14 protein-coding genes are annotated in these 16,316 nt (G+C 41.1%); 4 read left to right on the top strand and 10 right to left on the bottom strand.

From position 1 onward, the window contains the following. Window positions 1–32 precede the first annotated feature (32 nt). The 3 genes from ACESPO_RS12265 to ACESPO_RS12275 form a co-directional block, all read right to left on the bottom strand. Window positions 33–881 carry a carbohydrate ABC transporter permease gene (locus ACESPO_RS12265; protein ID WP_009262860.1) on the bottom strand — a complete coding sequence of 283 codons (849 nt, stop codon included), beginning with the start codon at window positions 879–881 and terminating at the stop codon, window positions 33–35. Beyond that, the gene (locus ACESPO_RS12270) at window positions 881–1,837 is read right to left on the bottom strand and encodes a carbohydrate ABC transporter permease (protein WP_009262861.1); all 957 of its coding nucleotides are present in this window, start codon (window positions 1,835–1,837) and stop codon (window positions 881–883) included. Before ACESPO_RS12270 ends, ACESPO_RS12265 begins: the two co-directional genes overlap by 1 nt. Window positions 1,838–1,927: 90 nt before the next feature. Further along, the gene (locus ACESPO_RS12275; RefSeq protein WP_499788907.1) at window positions 1,928–3,307 is read right to left on the bottom strand and encodes a carbohydrate ABC transporter substrate-binding protein; all 1,380 of its coding nucleotides are present in this window, start codon (window positions 3,305–3,307) and stop codon (window positions 1,928–1,930) included. A gap of 141 nt (window positions 3,308–3,448) precedes the next feature. Between ACESPO_RS12275 and ACESPO_RS12280 the strand changes: the two genes are divergently transcribed. Next, on the top strand, window positions 3,449–4,189 hold the full coding sequence (locus ACESPO_RS12280; RefSeq protein ID WP_251392400.1) for an AraC family transcriptional regulator: 741 nt from the start codon (window positions 3,449–3,451) through the stop codon (window positions 4,187–4,189). A 104-nt stretch (window positions 4,190–4,293) separates the two neighbouring features. Here the strand turns inward: ACESPO_RS12280 and ACESPO_RS12285 are convergent, their stop codons facing one another. From ACESPO_RS12285 to ACESPO_RS12300, 4 genes are all read right to left on the bottom strand, one after another. Further along, window positions 4,294–6,993, bottom strand: coding sequence for a GH36-type glycosyl hydrolase domain-containing protein (locus ACESPO_RS12285; protein WP_499788909.1), 2,700 nt, complete (start codon window positions 6,991–6,993; stop codon window positions 4,294–4,296). Window positions 6,994–7,015: 22 nt separating this feature from the next. Continuing rightward, window positions 7,016–9,430, bottom strand: a complete 2,415-nt coding sequence (locus ACESPO_RS12290) for a glycoside hydrolase family 94 protein (protein WP_499788910.1) — start codon at window positions 9,428–9,430, stop codon at window positions 7,016–7,018. 103 nt (window positions 9,431–9,533) lie between these two features. Continuing rightward, complete coding sequence (locus ACESPO_RS12295; RefSeq protein WP_499788911.1) at window positions 9,534–9,839, bottom strand: helix-turn-helix domain-containing protein; 306 nt, start codon at window positions 9,837–9,839, stop codon at window positions 9,534–9,536. 147 nt (window positions 9,840–9,986) lie between these two features. Next, window positions 9,987–10,334 carry a TnpV protein gene (locus ACESPO_RS12300; protein ID WP_499788913.1) on the bottom strand — a complete coding sequence of 116 codons (348 nt, stop codon included), beginning with the start codon at window positions 10,332–10,334 and terminating at the stop codon, window positions 9,987–9,989. A gap of 404 nt (window positions 10,335–10,738) precedes the next feature. Here ACESPO_RS12300 and ACESPO_RS12305 point away from each other — a divergent pair, with 404 nt between their 5' ends. The 3 genes from ACESPO_RS12305 (at window position 10,739) to pepT (ending at window position 14,099) form a co-directional block, all read left to right on the top strand. Further along, entirely contained in the window at window positions 10,739–11,056 is a 318-nt protein-coding gene (locus ACESPO_RS12305; RefSeq protein WP_016440097.1) for a rhodanese-like domain-containing protein, read from the top strand. A gap of 1 nt (window position 11,057) precedes the next feature. Beyond that, the gene (locus ACESPO_RS12310) at window positions 11,058–12,752 is read left to right on the top strand and encodes an FAD-dependent oxidoreductase (RefSeq protein WP_499788914.1); all 1,695 of its coding nucleotides are present in this window, start codon (window positions 11,058–11,060) and stop codon (window positions 12,750–12,752) included. 129 nt (window positions 12,753–12,881) lie between these two features. Continuing rightward, window positions 12,882–14,099: a peptidase T gene (gene pepT, locus ACESPO_RS12315; protein WP_117576385.1), complete on the top strand. Its 1,218-nt coding sequence runs from the start codon at window positions 12,882–12,884 to the stop codon at window positions 14,097–14,099. A 113-nt stretch (window positions 14,100–14,212) separates the two neighbouring features. Here the strand turns inward: pepT and ACESPO_RS12320 are convergent, their stop codons facing one another. From ACESPO_RS12320 to ACESPO_RS12330, 3 genes are all read right to left on the bottom strand, one after another. Then, window positions 14,213–15,067, bottom strand: coding sequence for a YitT family protein (locus ACESPO_RS12320; RefSeq protein ID WP_009262872.1), 855 nt, complete (start codon window positions 15,065–15,067; stop codon window positions 14,213–14,215). A gap of 158 nt (window positions 15,068–15,225) precedes the next feature. After that, window positions 15,226–15,684 carry a signal peptidase II gene (gene lspA, locus ACESPO_RS12325; protein ID WP_412402572.1) on the bottom strand — a complete coding sequence of 153 codons (459 nt, stop codon included), beginning with the start codon at window positions 15,682–15,684 and terminating at the stop codon, window positions 15,226–15,228. Between the two features lie 19 nt (window positions 15,685–15,703). Then, window positions 15,704–16,306, bottom strand: coding sequence for a zinc ribbon domain-containing protein (locus tag ACESPO_RS12330; protein ID WP_499788915.1), 603 nt, complete (start codon window positions 16,304–16,306; stop codon window positions 15,704–15,706). Window positions 16,307–16,316: the final 10 nt, after the last annotated feature.

The raw sequence follows: 16,316 nt of genomic DNA on the forward strand, positions 1-16,316 counted from the left end.
ATGACAGCCTTCCTCCAACAACTTATTTCTTATTATTCTTTTACTCCACCAAGAGTAACTCCTGCAATAATATATTTAGACAACAGCAGGTATATAATAATGATCGGCACGATTGCTACTGTGATCATCATATAGATTTTACCCATATCAAAGTTCATATAGTCTGCTCCACGAAGTGTTGCGATCAGGATCGGGACTGTCATCTTATTCTTTGACTGAATGATCAAAGCCGGAACGAAGTAATTGTTCCAGGAACCAACGAAAGTAAAGATTGCCTGAACTGCAATTGCCGGCTTCATGATTGGAAGAACAATGTGGTTAAATGTCCTAAATTCTCCGGATCCGTCTATTCTTGCCGCTTCTACAAGAGAAATCGGAAGGGAAGACTGCAGATAACTGTACATGAAATAAAATACAGCCGGTGATGCAATGGATGGAAGGATCAATGGAAGCAGAGAATCATACATTCCCATGTTCGTAACCAATTTCAGGAATCCCATTGCTGTAACCTGTGTAGGCATAACAAGGATTGCCATAATAAATGTGAATGCTACTTTTTTCGCTTTAAAATCATAAGCATAAAGCCCATATGCTGTCAGAGCTGAAAAATAGGTACATAATGCTGCTGAACACCCTGATACGATCAAACTGTTCAAAATACCACGGAACATCGGGAAGCTTCCGTCATTCGCTACATTTTTTAGATTTGTAAAGAAATATTTTCCCGGCAGTGCTGAGAATCCCTTCTGCAGATCTGAATGAGAACGTGTTGCATTTATAATCAACACATAGAAGAAAAACAGACACATAAAAGATAACAGAATCAATACGGTATGTGCCAGTATGCTACGTCCACGACTTGACTTTGTTTTTGATTTCATTATCTCTTTCTCCTTTCTGCTTTTGCTCTTTTCTTAGCTGCTTTCTTAGAACCATCCGGATCGTTATCATTTGTCATACGATATACAAAGAAACAGAGGATTGCACTTACGACAAACAGATATACAGAAAGTGCACCGGCCATTCCATAGTTTTTGCTCTTCAGATGACTGTTCAGGAACATGATCAGAGTCATGGATGTTCTGTTCGGGTTACCCTGTCCATTTGTCAGGATCTGAGGAACATCAAACATCTGAAGTCCGCCAATAATGGATGTGATCAATGTATATGCCAGAATTGGACGGATTATAGGCAGTGTAATATAGAAGAATCTCTGGATACTGTTACATCCATCCAGGTCAGATGCCTCGAAGACGTCCTGACTGATTCCCATGATTGCTGCCATCAACATAATAGTTGTATTTCCAAACCACATCAGGAAGTTCATAAATCCGATCAACGATCTTGTTCCAAATACAGATCCAAGGAAATCGATCGGTTTTTTCAGGATTCCGATTGACATCAGAATTGAGTTAATCGGTCCATTTGTTGAGAACATTGTAAAGAATAACAATGCAAATGCAGATGCCATAATCAGGTTTGGAAGATAAATGACAACTTTGAAAAACTGCTGCCCTCTAATCTTTAATCGGACATCAGTGAACCACGCTGCAAGTACCAGCGCGATCACAATCTGAGGTATAAATCCGATCACCCACAGAATTAAAGTATTCGCTCCATATTTCAGCATATCTGAATGAAGAAGACTCACATAGTTTGCCATTCCTATAAAATTCGGTCCAACCTCTTTAATTCCTGATCGGTAATATTCAAAGAAACTATACCTTACTGTATCGATCAACGGTATCAATGAGAAAATAATGTATGTTACGAAAAAAGGAAGAATAAATATATATCCCCATTTTCCATAATCAATACTTTTTTTCTTTTTCTTCATAATGGTTCTTCCTTTCCACAATATCTTCTAACAGAACAGAGGCTCTGCTGTCACAGAGCTCCCTGCGTTAGTAGCTGTTCATTCCAGACATTATTCTGGCCAAACAACCTCTGTAATGTCAGGATAACGTTCTTTAATTGCTGTTTCAAAGTTTGATTTTGCTTTCTCAAAGTCAACTTTGCCCTGGAAGTAATCGCTGAATGAGTTCTGGAGCAACTCCACACATCCCTGATCGTAAGCGGAAAGTGGTGCGATCTTGATGTTTTCAGCAACTGGTGCAAAATACTGGAATGGGTTCTGTCCGCCAAGGAATTCTGAACCATATGTAGCATCATCGTTTGCTGCTTCCTGCATACCGGATTTTGTATTTGTAAAGTCTGAGTAATCCTGGGAGATCTTTAACAGATTATCTTTTTTTGCTGTCATAGCAAGGATAATGTCTTTTGCATGTTCCGGATTATCTGTACCTGTTGCAACATGGATGTAAGATCCTCCCCAGTTGTATTCCTGCGGTGGGTTTGTTACTGCCCATACGCCGTCTTCTCCATCCCAGTTCGGTTTCAGTGTGAAATCAATACCCCATGCCGGGAAGAGGAATGCAAATACTTTGGACTGACTTCCCATTGCTTTGTTCCAGTCATCATTCCACTGACCTTTTACTGTCGGGTTTAAGTAACCTGCATCCAGCCATTCTTTTGAATCATTAATCCACTGCATGATCATTGGATCAACTGTAACCTTTGTGTCTCCATCTTTTACCCATGAATCAGAAATGTTGTTTCCATAGAGACGGAATGTATCAGCATAAGAAGCAAATGCATAATATCCTTTCTGCTTCAGTTCTTCTGCTGTCTGTTTCATAGTAGCCCAGTCTTTTACTTTTTCACCTACAGCAGTCGGATCGTCTGTTCCGAATACCTCTTTTGCAATATCACGACGGTAAACCATTGTTCCCGGACAGCACTGCCATGTAGATCCTCTCTGAACTCCGTCTGCATCAGATGCTGTTGTTCTTGTGAAGTCGTACTGATCTGCAAGATCTTTATCCGGATCAATTCCAAGATCCTTCAGTGGCATTGCAGCGTCTGCTTCAGCATCTGTATATTTGTATACATAGTCTGTCTCTGACAGGAAGATATCTACTTTATCATCTGTATCAGCATCTGCCTGTTTCATAAGTGCCTCATCAAGTTTCTGCTGATAAACACCATCCTGATTTGGATTGATGATCCAGTGGATCTCTGTTCCATCTTTCAATGTTGTAACAGTTCCATCTTTGGATGTTGACTCAACTTCAGGATATACAGCTTCCAGTCTCTCACGGAACTCATCATTCCAAGAATAAATGTTAATTACCTTTCCTTCTTCTGTACTGGCCTCTCCGCCATTTCCCCCTTTGCTTCCACATCCGGCAAGTAATCCAACAGCAACTACTGTTGCCATAAGAATCGCAACAACTCTCTTTTTCATTTATAAATCCTCCTTTATCTAAGCACTCTGCTATGCTTTTCTTGTTGTTGAACTAAATATACCATCTTTTTTCCTCCGATTATATTATTTATCTTAACAAAATGTCAAATTCGTGTTATAATATAAAAAAGGAGATTTTTTATGGCTTTATCTAATGAATGGTACAATACAGAACTCGAAAACAGCGAATTAGAAACGCTTCACAGATCACCAACTGTAGAATATTCTTTCTATAATGCTGTACGCTCCGGCGACATGGAAGCAGTCATTAAAAACTGTTCCGAAGATGAATTTATTCGCCTGGAAGGAACGGGCGTTCTGTCCCGTAATGCGCTTACTAATATAAAATACCACTTTGTTGTCACTGCTGCAATGTTGACCCGTTATTGTATCGACGGTGGGCTCGAACCAGAGCAGGCTTACAGGCTCAGCGACTTCTATATTCTGAAGATGGATCCCTGCACAACGATCCGTCAGGTTGCAGATCTTCACCATGAGATGGCAAAGGATTTTACAGGTAAGATGATTCTTCAGAAAAAGAGTTCCATTTTATCAAAACCCGTTATGCAATGTGTTGATTATATTTACAGTCACATCAAAGAAAGAATCACGATTCAGGTTCTTGCTGACCACACCGAACTTTCCACGAATTATCTTTCACGCATTTTCAAGCAGAATCTGGGAGTCTCTGTCAGCGATTATATCCGTGAGCAGAAAATAGAAAAAGCAACTCATCTGCTGCGATACTCAGATAAATCAATTGTAGATATCGCAAATTATCTTGCTTTTTCTTCACAGAGTCACTTCATCCAGACATTCGAGAGCTTTACCGGGCTCACCCCAAAGAAGTACCGGGACAAATACTATAAAAGCATGTGGTAACATCAGAATTCTTCTCAGAAGAATTCTCAGATTTTCCCACAAAAAATACTGTCAGAAAGCAATTCTCTTTCTGACAGTATTTTTATCTTTTTTTAATCTGTCGATTATACTAATTCAATTTCAATCTTATGTGTCTGTTTCACTGAAAGCATCTGAATCTCTCTCTTTGAAAGTATTGTACACCTTTCAGCTGTTATTTCTAATGCTTTTCCATCGCAAGCTGCTTTCCGGATCTTCAACTGATTGAATTCTTTCTTTTCTTTATTATAGAATATAATCTCAAAGTTCCTTCCGGCAAATGTCATCTTAAGTACTGCTTTTCCATCCTGATTATACTGTTCCGGCATAAGTGCAGGTGCGATCTTCAAGTCACCGCAATCTCCTTTCACCCCAAACACTTCTGTGATCATGGTAAGCATATACCAGCTTGCAGCGCCTGTCAGATATGCATAGAGGCCTCTTCCCTGATTATCAAAATATTCCGGAAGTCCAGGATACATCTTACTGTTATCAAATTCCATTGCTGCATCTAAAAGTGCCTGAAGTACTTTATTTCCTTCTTTTGCAAATCCTCTCTGGTACAATGCATTTGAGTACATAACAGCCATGTGTGAGAACACTGCTCCATTCTCTTTCTCGCCATAAGCAAATCCAAACATTCTTCCAAGATCAAATTTTTCCTCATGGAAGTTTGTGTTCAAACGGTATCCGCCGGCTTTCTGATCATAAAGATACTTGTCTGCACTCCTGCAGATAGATTCCACCTGATCTTCTGTTGCCGTTCCACTCATAATGGCAAATACTTGTCCGGTCAGCATCATTCTCACGCTTTCATCCATAACGCCTTCTACTTTTCTGCCATGGTTATCATAATAGCCATTGAACCAGCCATCTTCTCCATCCTTCACCCATTCGTTGGCACGGACGTTTTTCATCATCCAGTCTGCTTTTCCCTCAAGATTAGCAGCAAGTTGATCCAGTCTTACAACAATTGTGTCTCCACTGATATTATGTTCACATTTCTTTGCGTATCCTGCAAGGAGTGCCTGCTTACGTGCTGCATCTTCATACAGTTCCACGCTTCCTGCAAGAAGATCTTCCATCTCTTGTGCAATTTCAATCTTGCTGCTTCCACTGATTTCTTCCAACTGACGGAGTGTTTTTGCAATATTTCTCAAATTTCCGGCATAAGCACAGGTAAATGCAACACTTTCACCCTTCTCCCATGCCATGTCCAGTGCATCATTCCAGTCGGCACCATGAAGACGCATTTCATTATGCTCTCCTACATCATAGAACGCACACAGATTCTGTAAAAGAATATGCTCCAAAACTGTTCCGAAATAAATGTGGTCTCTTTCTGTTTTCTGCTTCTGTCCATATTCGCTGTTCCAAAACTTATCATGTGCAGTACCTCTCATAGACTGCAAATCTTTAAAATACGGAACCTTTTCAAACAGAACCTCCATATCTCCTGTCTGATCCAGATACAGACGAGTCGTTACAAATGGCCAGAATGCATGATCCATCCAGACACGTGTAATATTGTTTCTGTCTGCAATAAACTCACCCTGCTTATTTCCGATGATTGTCGCATTTGTTCCATCAATTCTTACTCCGCCATAATTATCCACAATCATCTGACGGACGTTTGAGGGATTCATAATCAGAAGTGCAAGGCAATCCTGCCAGAGATCTCTCCAGCCTCTTCCTCCTTTTCCATAATCGTGATATGGAAGGAAGGAACATCCATAAATTCTTCTTAAAATTGGCTGGAAGCAAATCCACTTCAGATAATTGTCTGTAGCTTCATCACCGGTTTCAAACTCTACATTCACTTTTTCTGTCCAATACTTTTTCACTTTGGCAAGCTCGTTTTCCGCTTGCTCCTTCGTACCAAATAAAGTACAGATTTTTGAAATGGAAGCCTTTTCTCCCGTTGCTCCGGCAAGAACAACATACTCTATTGATTCATTTGCTTTTAATTTTCTGCGTTCAAACCTGAATGCCCCAACAGCCTCTTTCCCCTCCAGATGGCAGCCTGCGGTACATCCCGTTTTTTCTACACGTACTGCTTCCGGAATCAGGAAAGAACCTCCCTCTCCAATAAAGCTTTCAACAGTCGGATAAAACTCCTTCGGGGCATTTCCTTCTGCTGTAAAACCATATACAAAATAAGTCGTATCATTTTTCTGATGTCCACGCTCATCAAAGGATAATACCGGTGTAACTTCTACGCCACATTCTTTCGTGTCGATTCTGTGAAGAAGTGATGTAACATGTCTGTGGTCGCGGATATTATCTGCGCTTCTTCCATAAACCGGAATGGCAACGATCGGTGTTACTTCCTGTTCTTCTTCCGAAAGATTTGTAATCTTGATCAGCTGGATCTCTGTTGTGCCATCAATAGAAACAAAGGATGTGATTTCTGACTGAAGATCATATTTTTTTGAAGTTCTTGTCAACTTCTGCCACATCATTCCTGCTTCCAGAGTGCTTTCATCCTGTCTGTCTGTATATTTATCAAACTCCTGCTCCGCTGAAACTCCACATGCTGACCAGTAGCCTTTTCCTTCTACCCGACACCAGAAATTTCTGGTGCCACGGTTATTGTGAAGGTTTTCAATGCTGACAGGTTCGAGAAGGAAATGATTCTGGTCCGTTTTACTATCTCCTCCCAAAGTTGGTGTAATACTGGATTTCAGACCTTCTTCTCCTGCCAGTGGTAAGTAAAGTCCACTATAATTTTCCGGATTTGTAATCGTAAATGTTCCGTTTTTATCTGTAAAATTGATTTTTCTCATGTCCAGTCCCTCGTCATTTCATTTAAGAAAGGAATAATTCTACCTCTGTTGTCTTTGTTAACTTCTCCTGTGGAATATAATTATCTTTCATTTGTTCTCCATTTACGAAAAGTTTTTCACATCCTGACTCTGCATGCCCCGGATTTTTCACAACGATATGTAAATGTGAACCTCTGAAATCTTTTTCGATTTCAAATTCTTCCCACTCTTTCGGTACTGACGGAGCAATCTTCAGTCCATAGAAGTCTGGCCGCATTCCGAGAATTCCTTCTACACATCCCACCATAATCGTAGATGCTGTTCCTGTCAGCCAGTGTACATGAGAACGGCCGAAGTTCGGGCTGTGTTTTCCTTCTGTAAACTGTCCATAGCAGTATGGTTCAAGTCTTCTGATCTCTGCACGATTATTCTGTGCAGCCGGTGCATTTTCAATAAAATAGTTAAATGCTCTCTCTCCGTGTCCACGAAGCGCCTCTGCAAGAATGATCCATCCCTGAGACTGTGAGAAAATTCCTGCATTTTCCTTTGTTCCGGCATTGTAGATCACAGCCAGTGCACCGTCAAATGCATGTGCATGATACGGAGGATCCATCAGGATTGCACCATATTCTGTATTCAGTTTGTCATATACATTCTGAAGTGCAAAATCTGCCTGCGCTTCATTTGCAAGCCCACTGATCACAGACCAGCTCTGTGGGTTCAGCCACATATTTGCCTCCGGATCTGTGCGCTGTCCAATCACTTCACCATCCTCTGTGAAGCCACGGATAAAGCGGTCTTCGTTCCAACAGAGATCCTGGATCAGTTTTTCCAGCTTCTTCTGACTTTCCTCCAGATAATTCAGATATTCTGTGTCTTTCTTATACTCAGCAAATTCCTTCAAAATTGTCATTGCATAGTAGAACTGTAATGCAACGAAGGTTGACTCTCCATCTTTTCCGAGTCTTAAGCAGTCATTCCAGTCAGCATAAAGGCCTGCCGGCATACCATGCTTTCCAAGATGATTCATGGAGAAATCTACTGCACGTTTCAAATGCTCGTACACGGTACCTTCTTCTTTATTTGCAAACGGAATCACTTCATCGATAAATTCCAGATTTCCCGTCTCGGAAATGTATTTGTATACTGTCGGGAACAGCCACAGCGCATCATCTGCACGATAAGCCGGGTGTCCTGTCTCCTGCACATAAGAAGCATCATCCGGTGTATCCTCATGTCCCGGATTGTGTGTGAATTTTACAAGTGGAAGCCCTCCACCATTATTTACTTGTGCAGAAAGCATGAAGCGGATCTTCTCTACTGCCATCTCCGGTGCCAGATGGATCACACCCTGGATATCCTGTACTGTGTCACGATAACCGTATCCATTTCTCAGTCCACAATATGTAAAGGATGCAGCACGTGACCAGATAAATGTCATAAAGCAGTTATATGCATTCCATGTATTGATCATTATATTAAATTCTTCGCTTGGTGTCTTCACCTGGAAATGGGACAGATGTCCATGCCAGTACTGGATTAATTCTTCCAGTTCATTTCTGCAGATTGTTTCACAATCCTCATAACGAGACATGATTGTTTCTGCATCAACATCTTCTTTCATACCAACAAGAAATGCTATTTCTTTTGTCTCTCCCGGATATAAAGTCAGGATTGTAGCTAATGCTCCACATCCATTTTCATTATAATTTCCTTCACAATTTAAAATACCATCTTCCACTCCGACCGGATTGTTGTATCCATGATATCTTCCAAGGAAACCTTCCCTGCTTCCACACCAGGAATCAACCTTTGCACCTGCAAGTCCGAAGAAACGGTCAACAACTATCTTGTCATCCACATCTTTTCCATCTTCCAGCTGATCCAGATTGGCATGGATCAGCTGCCGCACACGGTTTCCACGGAACACTGTTCTTGTAATGAACTGAGAGTACTGAAGATTTACCTGATCCTGCTCGTAATTGCTGTTGTTTGTAAATTCTGCATAGCCTGTTACATTGATCTTGCGCATGCGATCCGAGGTATTTGTCACTGCAAGATTCCACACTTCATAAGACTGATCCAGCGGAACATAGTATCTTACTTCTGAATGGATCTCGCTATAATCAGCCATCATCTTTGTGTATGCTGTACCATGATGACATTCGCTCTTATAAGAATTCAAATCTTTTCCTACCGGCTGCCAAGAAGCTGACCAATAATCTTCACTCTCCTGATCTCTTAAGTAGATATATCTTCCCGGCTGGTCAAACTGATTGAAGATATATCTTAAAATTCTTCCGTTCGCTCCTGATTTTGCAAAGCTATATCCACCTGCATTATTAGAAATAATTGCTCCATATTCTGGAGATCCAAGATAGTTCACCCAAGGTGCCGGTGTATCCGGTCTTGTGATCACATATTCTTTTTTCGATTCGTCAAAAAAACCATATTTCATACTTCTCATTCTCCTATCACACTTATTATAAACAAATTGCAGCCATTCCTACTATCTGCAATTCTATCTTTACTTTCATAAAAGAATATCAAATCAGAACACATTAATATACAAAATAAGAACTCAAAATATCAAATTCGTGACATGACAAAAAGGGATTTACCATATCTGGTTTTACTATTTTCTGATGTCCGGAGATAGAAATTTCCTTAATTACAGAACGAACAGAATCAATCCCATCTCTGCTCAATGTTGCCAGTCCTTGCATATTGTAATTCCAGTCATCTGGCAAACTTAACATCAGCGATAATAGACCTTTCGCTTTCAATGTCAGATTCTTATTCTTGAAATGGTGATTACTCATTACCGTAAAATTCTTAGTTCTCTCTACACGAAAAATCTGTGCCATGCTCCCATCCTCCTTTTCAGTTCAAAAGAAAAAGCGTAAGTAATATCTCTATCACTCACGCCTTCTCTAAACATTTTATTCTTTTTTCAATAAATTTTTAATCTGTCCAATTACCTGTTCAATCCTCAGTTACCAGCTTCAACTTTATTAAACATAGATCAGTTCCTTTAAAATAATCTCTTCCGCAATCGCTTTGTGTTGATTAACAGCTCTTACCCAGGCCATCTGATCTGCTTCTTTATCCGCCAATGGTTCTTTTTCTTCCAACTGTTTCAGAATCATTTCTTCCCGTTCTCTGGCTGCCCTATCCACTTCCAGAAGATGCTCTCCAATGGTGTCCTGCAGAAGCATCACCTGATAAGTTGAATTTCGATGGTTCTTCAGATAATCTCTGCGAAGAAAACCATACTTGCCAAGCTGCTCCATCTGCTCACCGGATTTATAGGTGAGATTCGGGATCAGATATCCATTTACATTCGTATACGTTAATTTCATTTTATTAGCACTCTCCATTTCTCATCATTTTTTGACCACAAATTTACGACATTTACGACAAATCTGACACTGCTTTACAATACCAGACAAAATGACTGATACCCCGGAAAGCCTGTAAAACAGGCACTTTTGGGATACACAAGACAGAACAAAAATCGACTTCCATTATCAATAGACGAGTGCTAACATTTTTAATATTTTTTTGTAATCTCATCACAGAATATTTCTTTTTTCTGTATTATAGTATTTTTATCAACTTTTAAATGTTTTATTATGAAAAAGAAACAGATGCTCTGCCTATTTTTCAGCTTTTCAAAAACTGGCAGATTTAGGATATCCAACGATTGTATCATTCAGCAGTATCAACGATTGGAACGAATATACTGTGACAAGGAGGTAACATTATGAGTTTTTTCGATTTTTTCAAACTACCTGATATTAATCAGGAATTGCTAGCTTTTCACAATACAAAAGAAGGCGTACTATTAGATGTAAGAACCCCTGAGGAATACAAAGAAGGACATATTCCCGGAAGCAAAAATGTCCCTCTACGCTCCTTATACGAAGGAACACCTGCTGCACAGCTTCAGACACCTGTATTCGTTTACTGCCATTCAGGAGCCCGAAGTCGTCAAGCAGTTATCTTACTCAAAAAAATGGGGTATACGAATGTAAAAAATATAGGAGGCATCGCTTCCTATACAGGAAAGGTGGAAAAATAAAATGAAAATTGTAATTGTAGGCGGTGTAGCTGGCGGTGCAACTGCTGCCGCAAGACTCCGCAGATTGGACGAACATGCAGAAATCATTGTCTTTGAGCGCTCTGGATTTATTTCCTATGCAAACTGCGGACTTCCTTATTACATTGGAGATGTAATTACAGATTCAGACCTTCTTACTTTACAGACACCAGAAAGCTTCCTTTCTCGTTTCCGCGTATCCATGAAGGTACATCACGAAGTTACCTCCCTGCATCCGGAACGTCATGCAGTATCTGTAAAGAATCTGGAAACAGGAGAAGAATTTGAGGAAACCTATGACAAGCTCATCCTTTCTCCTGGTGCCAAGCCAACCCAGCCCAAACTTCCTGGTACAGATATCGACAAACTCTTTACACTCCGAACCGTAGAAGACACCCTGCGGATCAAAACCTATATTGAGAAAAACCAACCAAAGTCTGCTGTTTTGGCAGGAGGAGGCTTCATCGGATTAGAATTAGCCGAAAATCTCCGTGAGCTTGGCATGGAGGTCACCATTGTACAGCGACCAAAGCAGCTGATGAATCCGTTTGATTCAGATATGGCTGCCTTTCTCCATAATGAAATGCGTAAACATGGAGTAAAACTGGCTCTTGGACATACAGTAGAAGGATTTCAGGAAACTACAGATGGTGTCCGTATTCTTCTAAAAGAAGCGGAGCCTCTTTGTGCAGACATGGTAGTATTAGCTATTGGTGTTACTCCGGACACAAAACTAGCTAAAGATGCCGGTCTGGAACTTGGTATAAAAGACAGCATTTTAGTCAATGCGCATATGCAAACTTCTGCACCTGATATTTATGCTGTAGGGGATGCCGTACAAATAAAACATTTCGTCACCGGACAAGATGCTTTAATTTCTCTTGCCGGACCTGCCAACAAGCAAGGACGTATTGCAGCAGACCATATCTGTGGAAAAAACAGTTCTTATTCTGGCTCCCAGGGTAGTTCTGTGATTAAAGTATTTGATATGACTGCCGCTGTCACTGGTGTAAATGAAACCAATGCCAGAAAAGCTGGTCTGGCTGTAGACAAAGTGATTCTCTCTCCTATGAGCCATGCCGGCTATTATCCCGGAGGGAAAGTTATGACGATGAAAGTAGTATTTGAGAAAGAAACCTACCGGATCCTTGGGGCACAAATTGTGGGATATGAAGGTGTAGACAAGCGAATCGATGTACTTGCTACAGCCATCCATGCCGGGATGAAAGCTTCAGATCTGGCAGAATTAGATCTGGCCTATGCCCCTCCTTACTCTTCTGCCAAAGATCCAGTCAATCTGGCTGGATTTATGATAGAAAATATTTCTGATGGTACGTTAAAACAATTCCATCTGGAAGATATTAAAACGCTTCCCCTGGATGGCAGCGTTATTCTTCTGGATACGAGAACCCCTGAGGAATACGAAAGAGGACATATGGCTGGATTTACAAATATCCCTGTAGATGTTCTGCGCGAACACCTAAAAGAACTCCCAAAGGAGAAACCAGTTTATGTCATGTGCCAAAGTGGTCTTAGAAGCTATATCGCCACCAGAATTCTGGAAGGAAATGGATATCGTGCTTACAACTTCTCCGGTGGATTCCGCTTCTATGATGCCGTTATGAATGATCGCTGCCTCATTGCATCCGCCAACGCCTGCGGTATGGATCAAGCATAAAGTTTCATTCTTACTTGTCTTCTCTTTCCCTACTTGCTATACTGTTCTTATGCAAGGTCAAGTCGCATCGCAGGCACTTTCCTGCTTTCGGTGCCTTTTTGACCAATCACACAGAAAGGATTTTTTAACATGAGAGCATATGAACGTTTATTAAAGTATGTAGTTGTCCGTACACCAAGTGATCATACAAGCACAACGGTTCCAACTACTTCCTGCCAGTTTGACCTGGCACATCTTCTCGTAACAGAATTAAAAGAATTGGGGCTGACGGATGCCTCTGTCGATGAAAAGTGCTTTGTATACGCTTCTCTTCCTGCAACAAAAGGATATGAAGAGAAGACAAAGCTTGGATTTGTCGCACACATGGACACGGTATCAGACTTCTGCGACCATGACATCACCCCGATCGTGACAGAAAATTATGACGGGGAAGACCTTGTGCTCGGTACAAGCGGCCGCACACTGTCTGTAAAAAACTTCCCGCACCTTCCATCCCTGAAGGGACGCACATTGATCACAACGGACGGCACGACTGTACTCGGTGCAGATGACAAAGCAGGGATTGCTGAGATTATGACCATGTTAGAGCGGATTCAGAAAGAAGAGATCCCTCACGGAAAAATCTCTGTTGCATTTACTCCTGATGAAGAGGCTGGATCCGGTGTCAACCATTTCAATGTAAAAGACTTCGATGCAGAATTCGCCTACACGATGGATGGCGGTCCGGAGGGAGAGATCCAATATGAGAATTTCAATGCATGTGAAGCCATCGTTGAGATCAAAGGATTCAATGTCCACCCTGGTTCCAGTAAAGATACCATGATCAATGCCGCACTGGTTGCAATGGAATTCAATGCAATGCTTCCATCCTGCGAGACGCCGCGCGGTACCGAAGGATATGAAGGTTTCTATCATCTCTGTGAAATGTCCGGAGATGTTGCCAACGCAAAACTGGAATACATCATTCGTGATCACGATCCTCACTTTTTCGAGGCGCGTAAAAATACTATGCATCTGATTGCAAAACAACTCAATGCGAAGTGGGGAGAAGGTACTGTCACACTGACAATCCATGACCAGTACCGGAATATGTCAGAAGTGATCCAGGGTTGTATGCACCTGATCGATAATGCGGTGGAAGCTGCCAGACTTGCTGATATCGTACCGGATGTCGCACCGATCCGCGGGGGAACTGACGGATGTCGTTTAAGCTACATGGGACTTCCTTGTCCGAACCTTGGAACCGGAGGCTACGGCTATCACGGACCATATGAACATATCACCGCCGAAGGCATGGATCTTGCCACAGATATGATCGTAAAATTAATTCAGAAATATGCCGAATAATATTTTGATGTAGAAAAGAACGCACTGCAAGATGAAACTTCTCATTTGCAATGCGTTCTTTCTTTTTTACAAACCTCGTCCATTTTCGGATGTAAATATATTTTCTTCTTAGTCTAATTCTCCTTAAATCCTTCCCCGACCACATCATTTGACTCCATGATCACAATAAATGCCTTCGGGTCAATCTCTTTTGCCATCTTCCGGATTGTGTACATCTGTTTATTATTGCAGGCACACATTACAATCTCTTTCTCCTCTTTGGAATAGCTTCCCCTTCCTCTGAGAAAAGTAGAACCTCTTCCAGTATACTCATCAATCTTTGCCGCAATCTCATGAGGATAATCTGTCACGATCAATGTCATCTTTCCGGCATCAATTCCATACATTACTTTATCGACTACCGCAGACAGAAGATAAGTCACAATCAAGCCATAAATAATCCCTTCTACGTCCCGGAAAATAAAACTTCCCATCAAAACGATCAGTACGTCCATCACAAATGCAATCTGACCGATAGATACATGAGGTTTCCATGCTTTTACCGACATGATCACAAAATCCGCACCTCCCGTGGAAGAGTTTCTCATATAAATCATTCCATATCCAAGCCCGGCTAATACACCTGTGCAGATTGCTGCCAACATTCGATCTCCCTCATATACTGGCAGCATCGGTGCCACCACATCCATCAATATCGAAGAAATGATCATTGTCTTTAGCGAACGAAGAAAAAATGTACGCCCAAGCAATTTATAACAGAGAAAGACTACAGGAATATTCAGCAAAATAGTCATTGCACCGATCGGTATATGAAATAGATGATAAAAAATCAATGCAATTCCTGAAAACCCGGTCATCGGAAACTGTGCTTTTGCTGCAAAGTTATAAATCCCAACGGCAATCAAAAACCCTCCTACAAAATCAATCAAAATATCAATTGCCAGTTCTTTTCCATTTATTCTCTTCATGATCTCTGCCTCCTGCTTTTTCTTTCCCTGTCGATATGATCTTATTTTCTTTTACCAAATCCCCCAATACCCGAAAAAGCATTTGCAAATCATAAAAATTATCATTCGCAAATGCTCTTCTATTATTCAGTATAACGCGGTAAATTCCAAAAGTCAATTTACTTCTTCCGGAATATTTGTGCAAATACTACAAGAATACTTCCTGTAAAAATAAATAGATCTCCTAAATTAAACACAATATTCTGTATTCTTTTCCATCTGCACCGGAAACTAAAGTAGTCGACAACATACTTTCTCCGAAAACGATCATATAAATTGCTGCACGCACCTCCAAGAACAAGCGCCCATCCGGTCTTTTCCACTGTTCTTCCGCCCTTTGCCAACAAACACAGCTCATACACCAAAAGAAACACTCCAAGCCCTGCCGTCAACCACTTTACGAATCCCGGCCTATTCTCCAGCAAATTCATTGCCATCCCACTGTTATAGCTTTTTCTGAGCAGGATTCTCCCACCTGCCGCCCTTCTGATATCCGCTTCCGTGAAATGATTCTCCACATACCATTTTATTCCCAGATCCAAGGCAAGCAAACTACCTGCTATGAGTAAATAAATCATAATTTCCCTCTGCGTGTCGCTATTCTCGAATATCCTCCACGCTCTCCTTTATATGTTCTTTCATCTCATGAACAGATTCTCTGACATCCTCAGCAATCTCAGATGCTGCATCTTTTACATGCTCTACAGATACTTTCGTCACATCTGCTGCCTTCTCCATAATATCCTCAATCACTTCTTCTGTTGTCTCTTCCATTTTAGCACTTTCCGATACATCACTCTCCGCAAAAATATCTTCACATTCCTGCGGCATCTCTTCTTTCTTCACCTCTGCTCCACAATGCGGACAAAACTTCATATCTTTCTCAATCAGTTCCTGGCAATTCTCACATTCTTTCACGCCTCTCATATCCGCAAGTTTCTTCTCAAAGGCAGCGATGATCATTCTTCTCTTCCTGATTTCCTCGCAGATTACTTCCAGTTCTCCATCTACAGCCTCTTCTTTTCGGAAGCGTTCATAAATGATCTTTCCAAGATCTGTCAGATCTCCCTGATTGCTGCGCTCCAGACTGCGGATCTGGCTTTTCAGCTTCTGTACTTCCATAACCTCTTCCGTCTTTTTCCCTACATTTCCTGCTGTCTCTGTAATAAATTTTCCTAAATCTTCAAAAAATTCTTTCATCGCGCTCTTC

Source organism: Coprococcus sp. HPP0074 (assembly GCF_964238105.1).
Taxonomy (GTDB): domain Bacteria; phylum Bacillota; class Clostridia; order Lachnospirales; family Lachnospiraceae; genus Faecalimonas; species Faecalimonas umbilicata.

Bases quoted from the DNA above. Each gene is read 5' to 3' on its own strand.
- ACESPO_RS12265 (WP_009262860.1), bottom strand. From the start codon at position 881: ATGAAATCAAAAACAAAGTCAAGTCGTGGACGTAGCATACTGGCACAT.
- ACESPO_RS12270 (WP_009262861.1), bottom strand. From the start codon at position 1,837: ATGAAGAAAAAGAAAAAAAGTATTGATTATGGAAAATGGGGATATATA.
- ACESPO_RS12275 (WP_499788907.1), bottom strand. From the start codon at position 3,307: ATGAAAAAGAGAGTTGTTGCGATTCTTATGGCAACAGTAGTTGCTGTT.
- ACESPO_RS12280 (WP_251392400.1), top strand. From the start codon at position 3,449: ATGGCTTTATCTAATGAATGGTACAATACAGAACTCGAAAACAGCGAA.
- ACESPO_RS12285 (WP_499788909.1), bottom strand. From the start codon at position 6,993: ATGAGAAAAATCAATTTTACAGATAAAAACGGAACATTTACGATTACA.
- ACESPO_RS12290 (WP_499788910.1), bottom strand. From the start codon at position 9,430: ATGAAATATGGTTTTTTTGACGAATCGAAAAAAGAATATGTGATCACA.
- ACESPO_RS12295 (WP_499788911.1), bottom strand. From the start codon at position 9,839: ATGGCACAGATTTTTCGTGTAGAGAGAACTAAGAATTTTACGGTAATG.
- ACESPO_RS12300 (WP_499788913.1), bottom strand. From the start codon at position 10,334: ATGAAATTAACGTATACGAATGTAAATGGATATCTGATCCCGAATCTC.
- ACESPO_RS12305 (WP_016440097.1), top strand. From the start codon at position 10,739: ATGAGTTTTTTCGATTTTTTCAAACTACCTGATATTAATCAGGAATTG.
- ACESPO_RS12310 (WP_499788914.1), top strand. From the start codon at position 11,058: ATGAAAATTGTAATTGTAGGCGGTGTAGCTGGCGGTGCAACTGCTGCC.
- pepT (WP_117576385.1), top strand. From the start codon at position 12,882: ATGAGAGCATATGAACGTTTATTAAAGTATGTAGTTGTCCGTACACCA.
- ACESPO_RS12320 (WP_009262872.1), bottom strand. From the start codon at position 15,067: ATGAAGAGAATAAATGGAAAAGAACTGGCAATTGATATTTTGATTGAT.
- lspA (WP_412402572.1), bottom strand. From the start codon at position 15,684: ATGATTTATTTACTCATAGCAGGTAGTTTGCTTGCCTTGGATCTGGGA.
- ACESPO_RS12330 (WP_499788915.1), bottom strand. From the start codon at position 16,306: ATGAAAGAATTTTTTGAAGATTTAGGAAAATTTATTACAGAGACAGCA.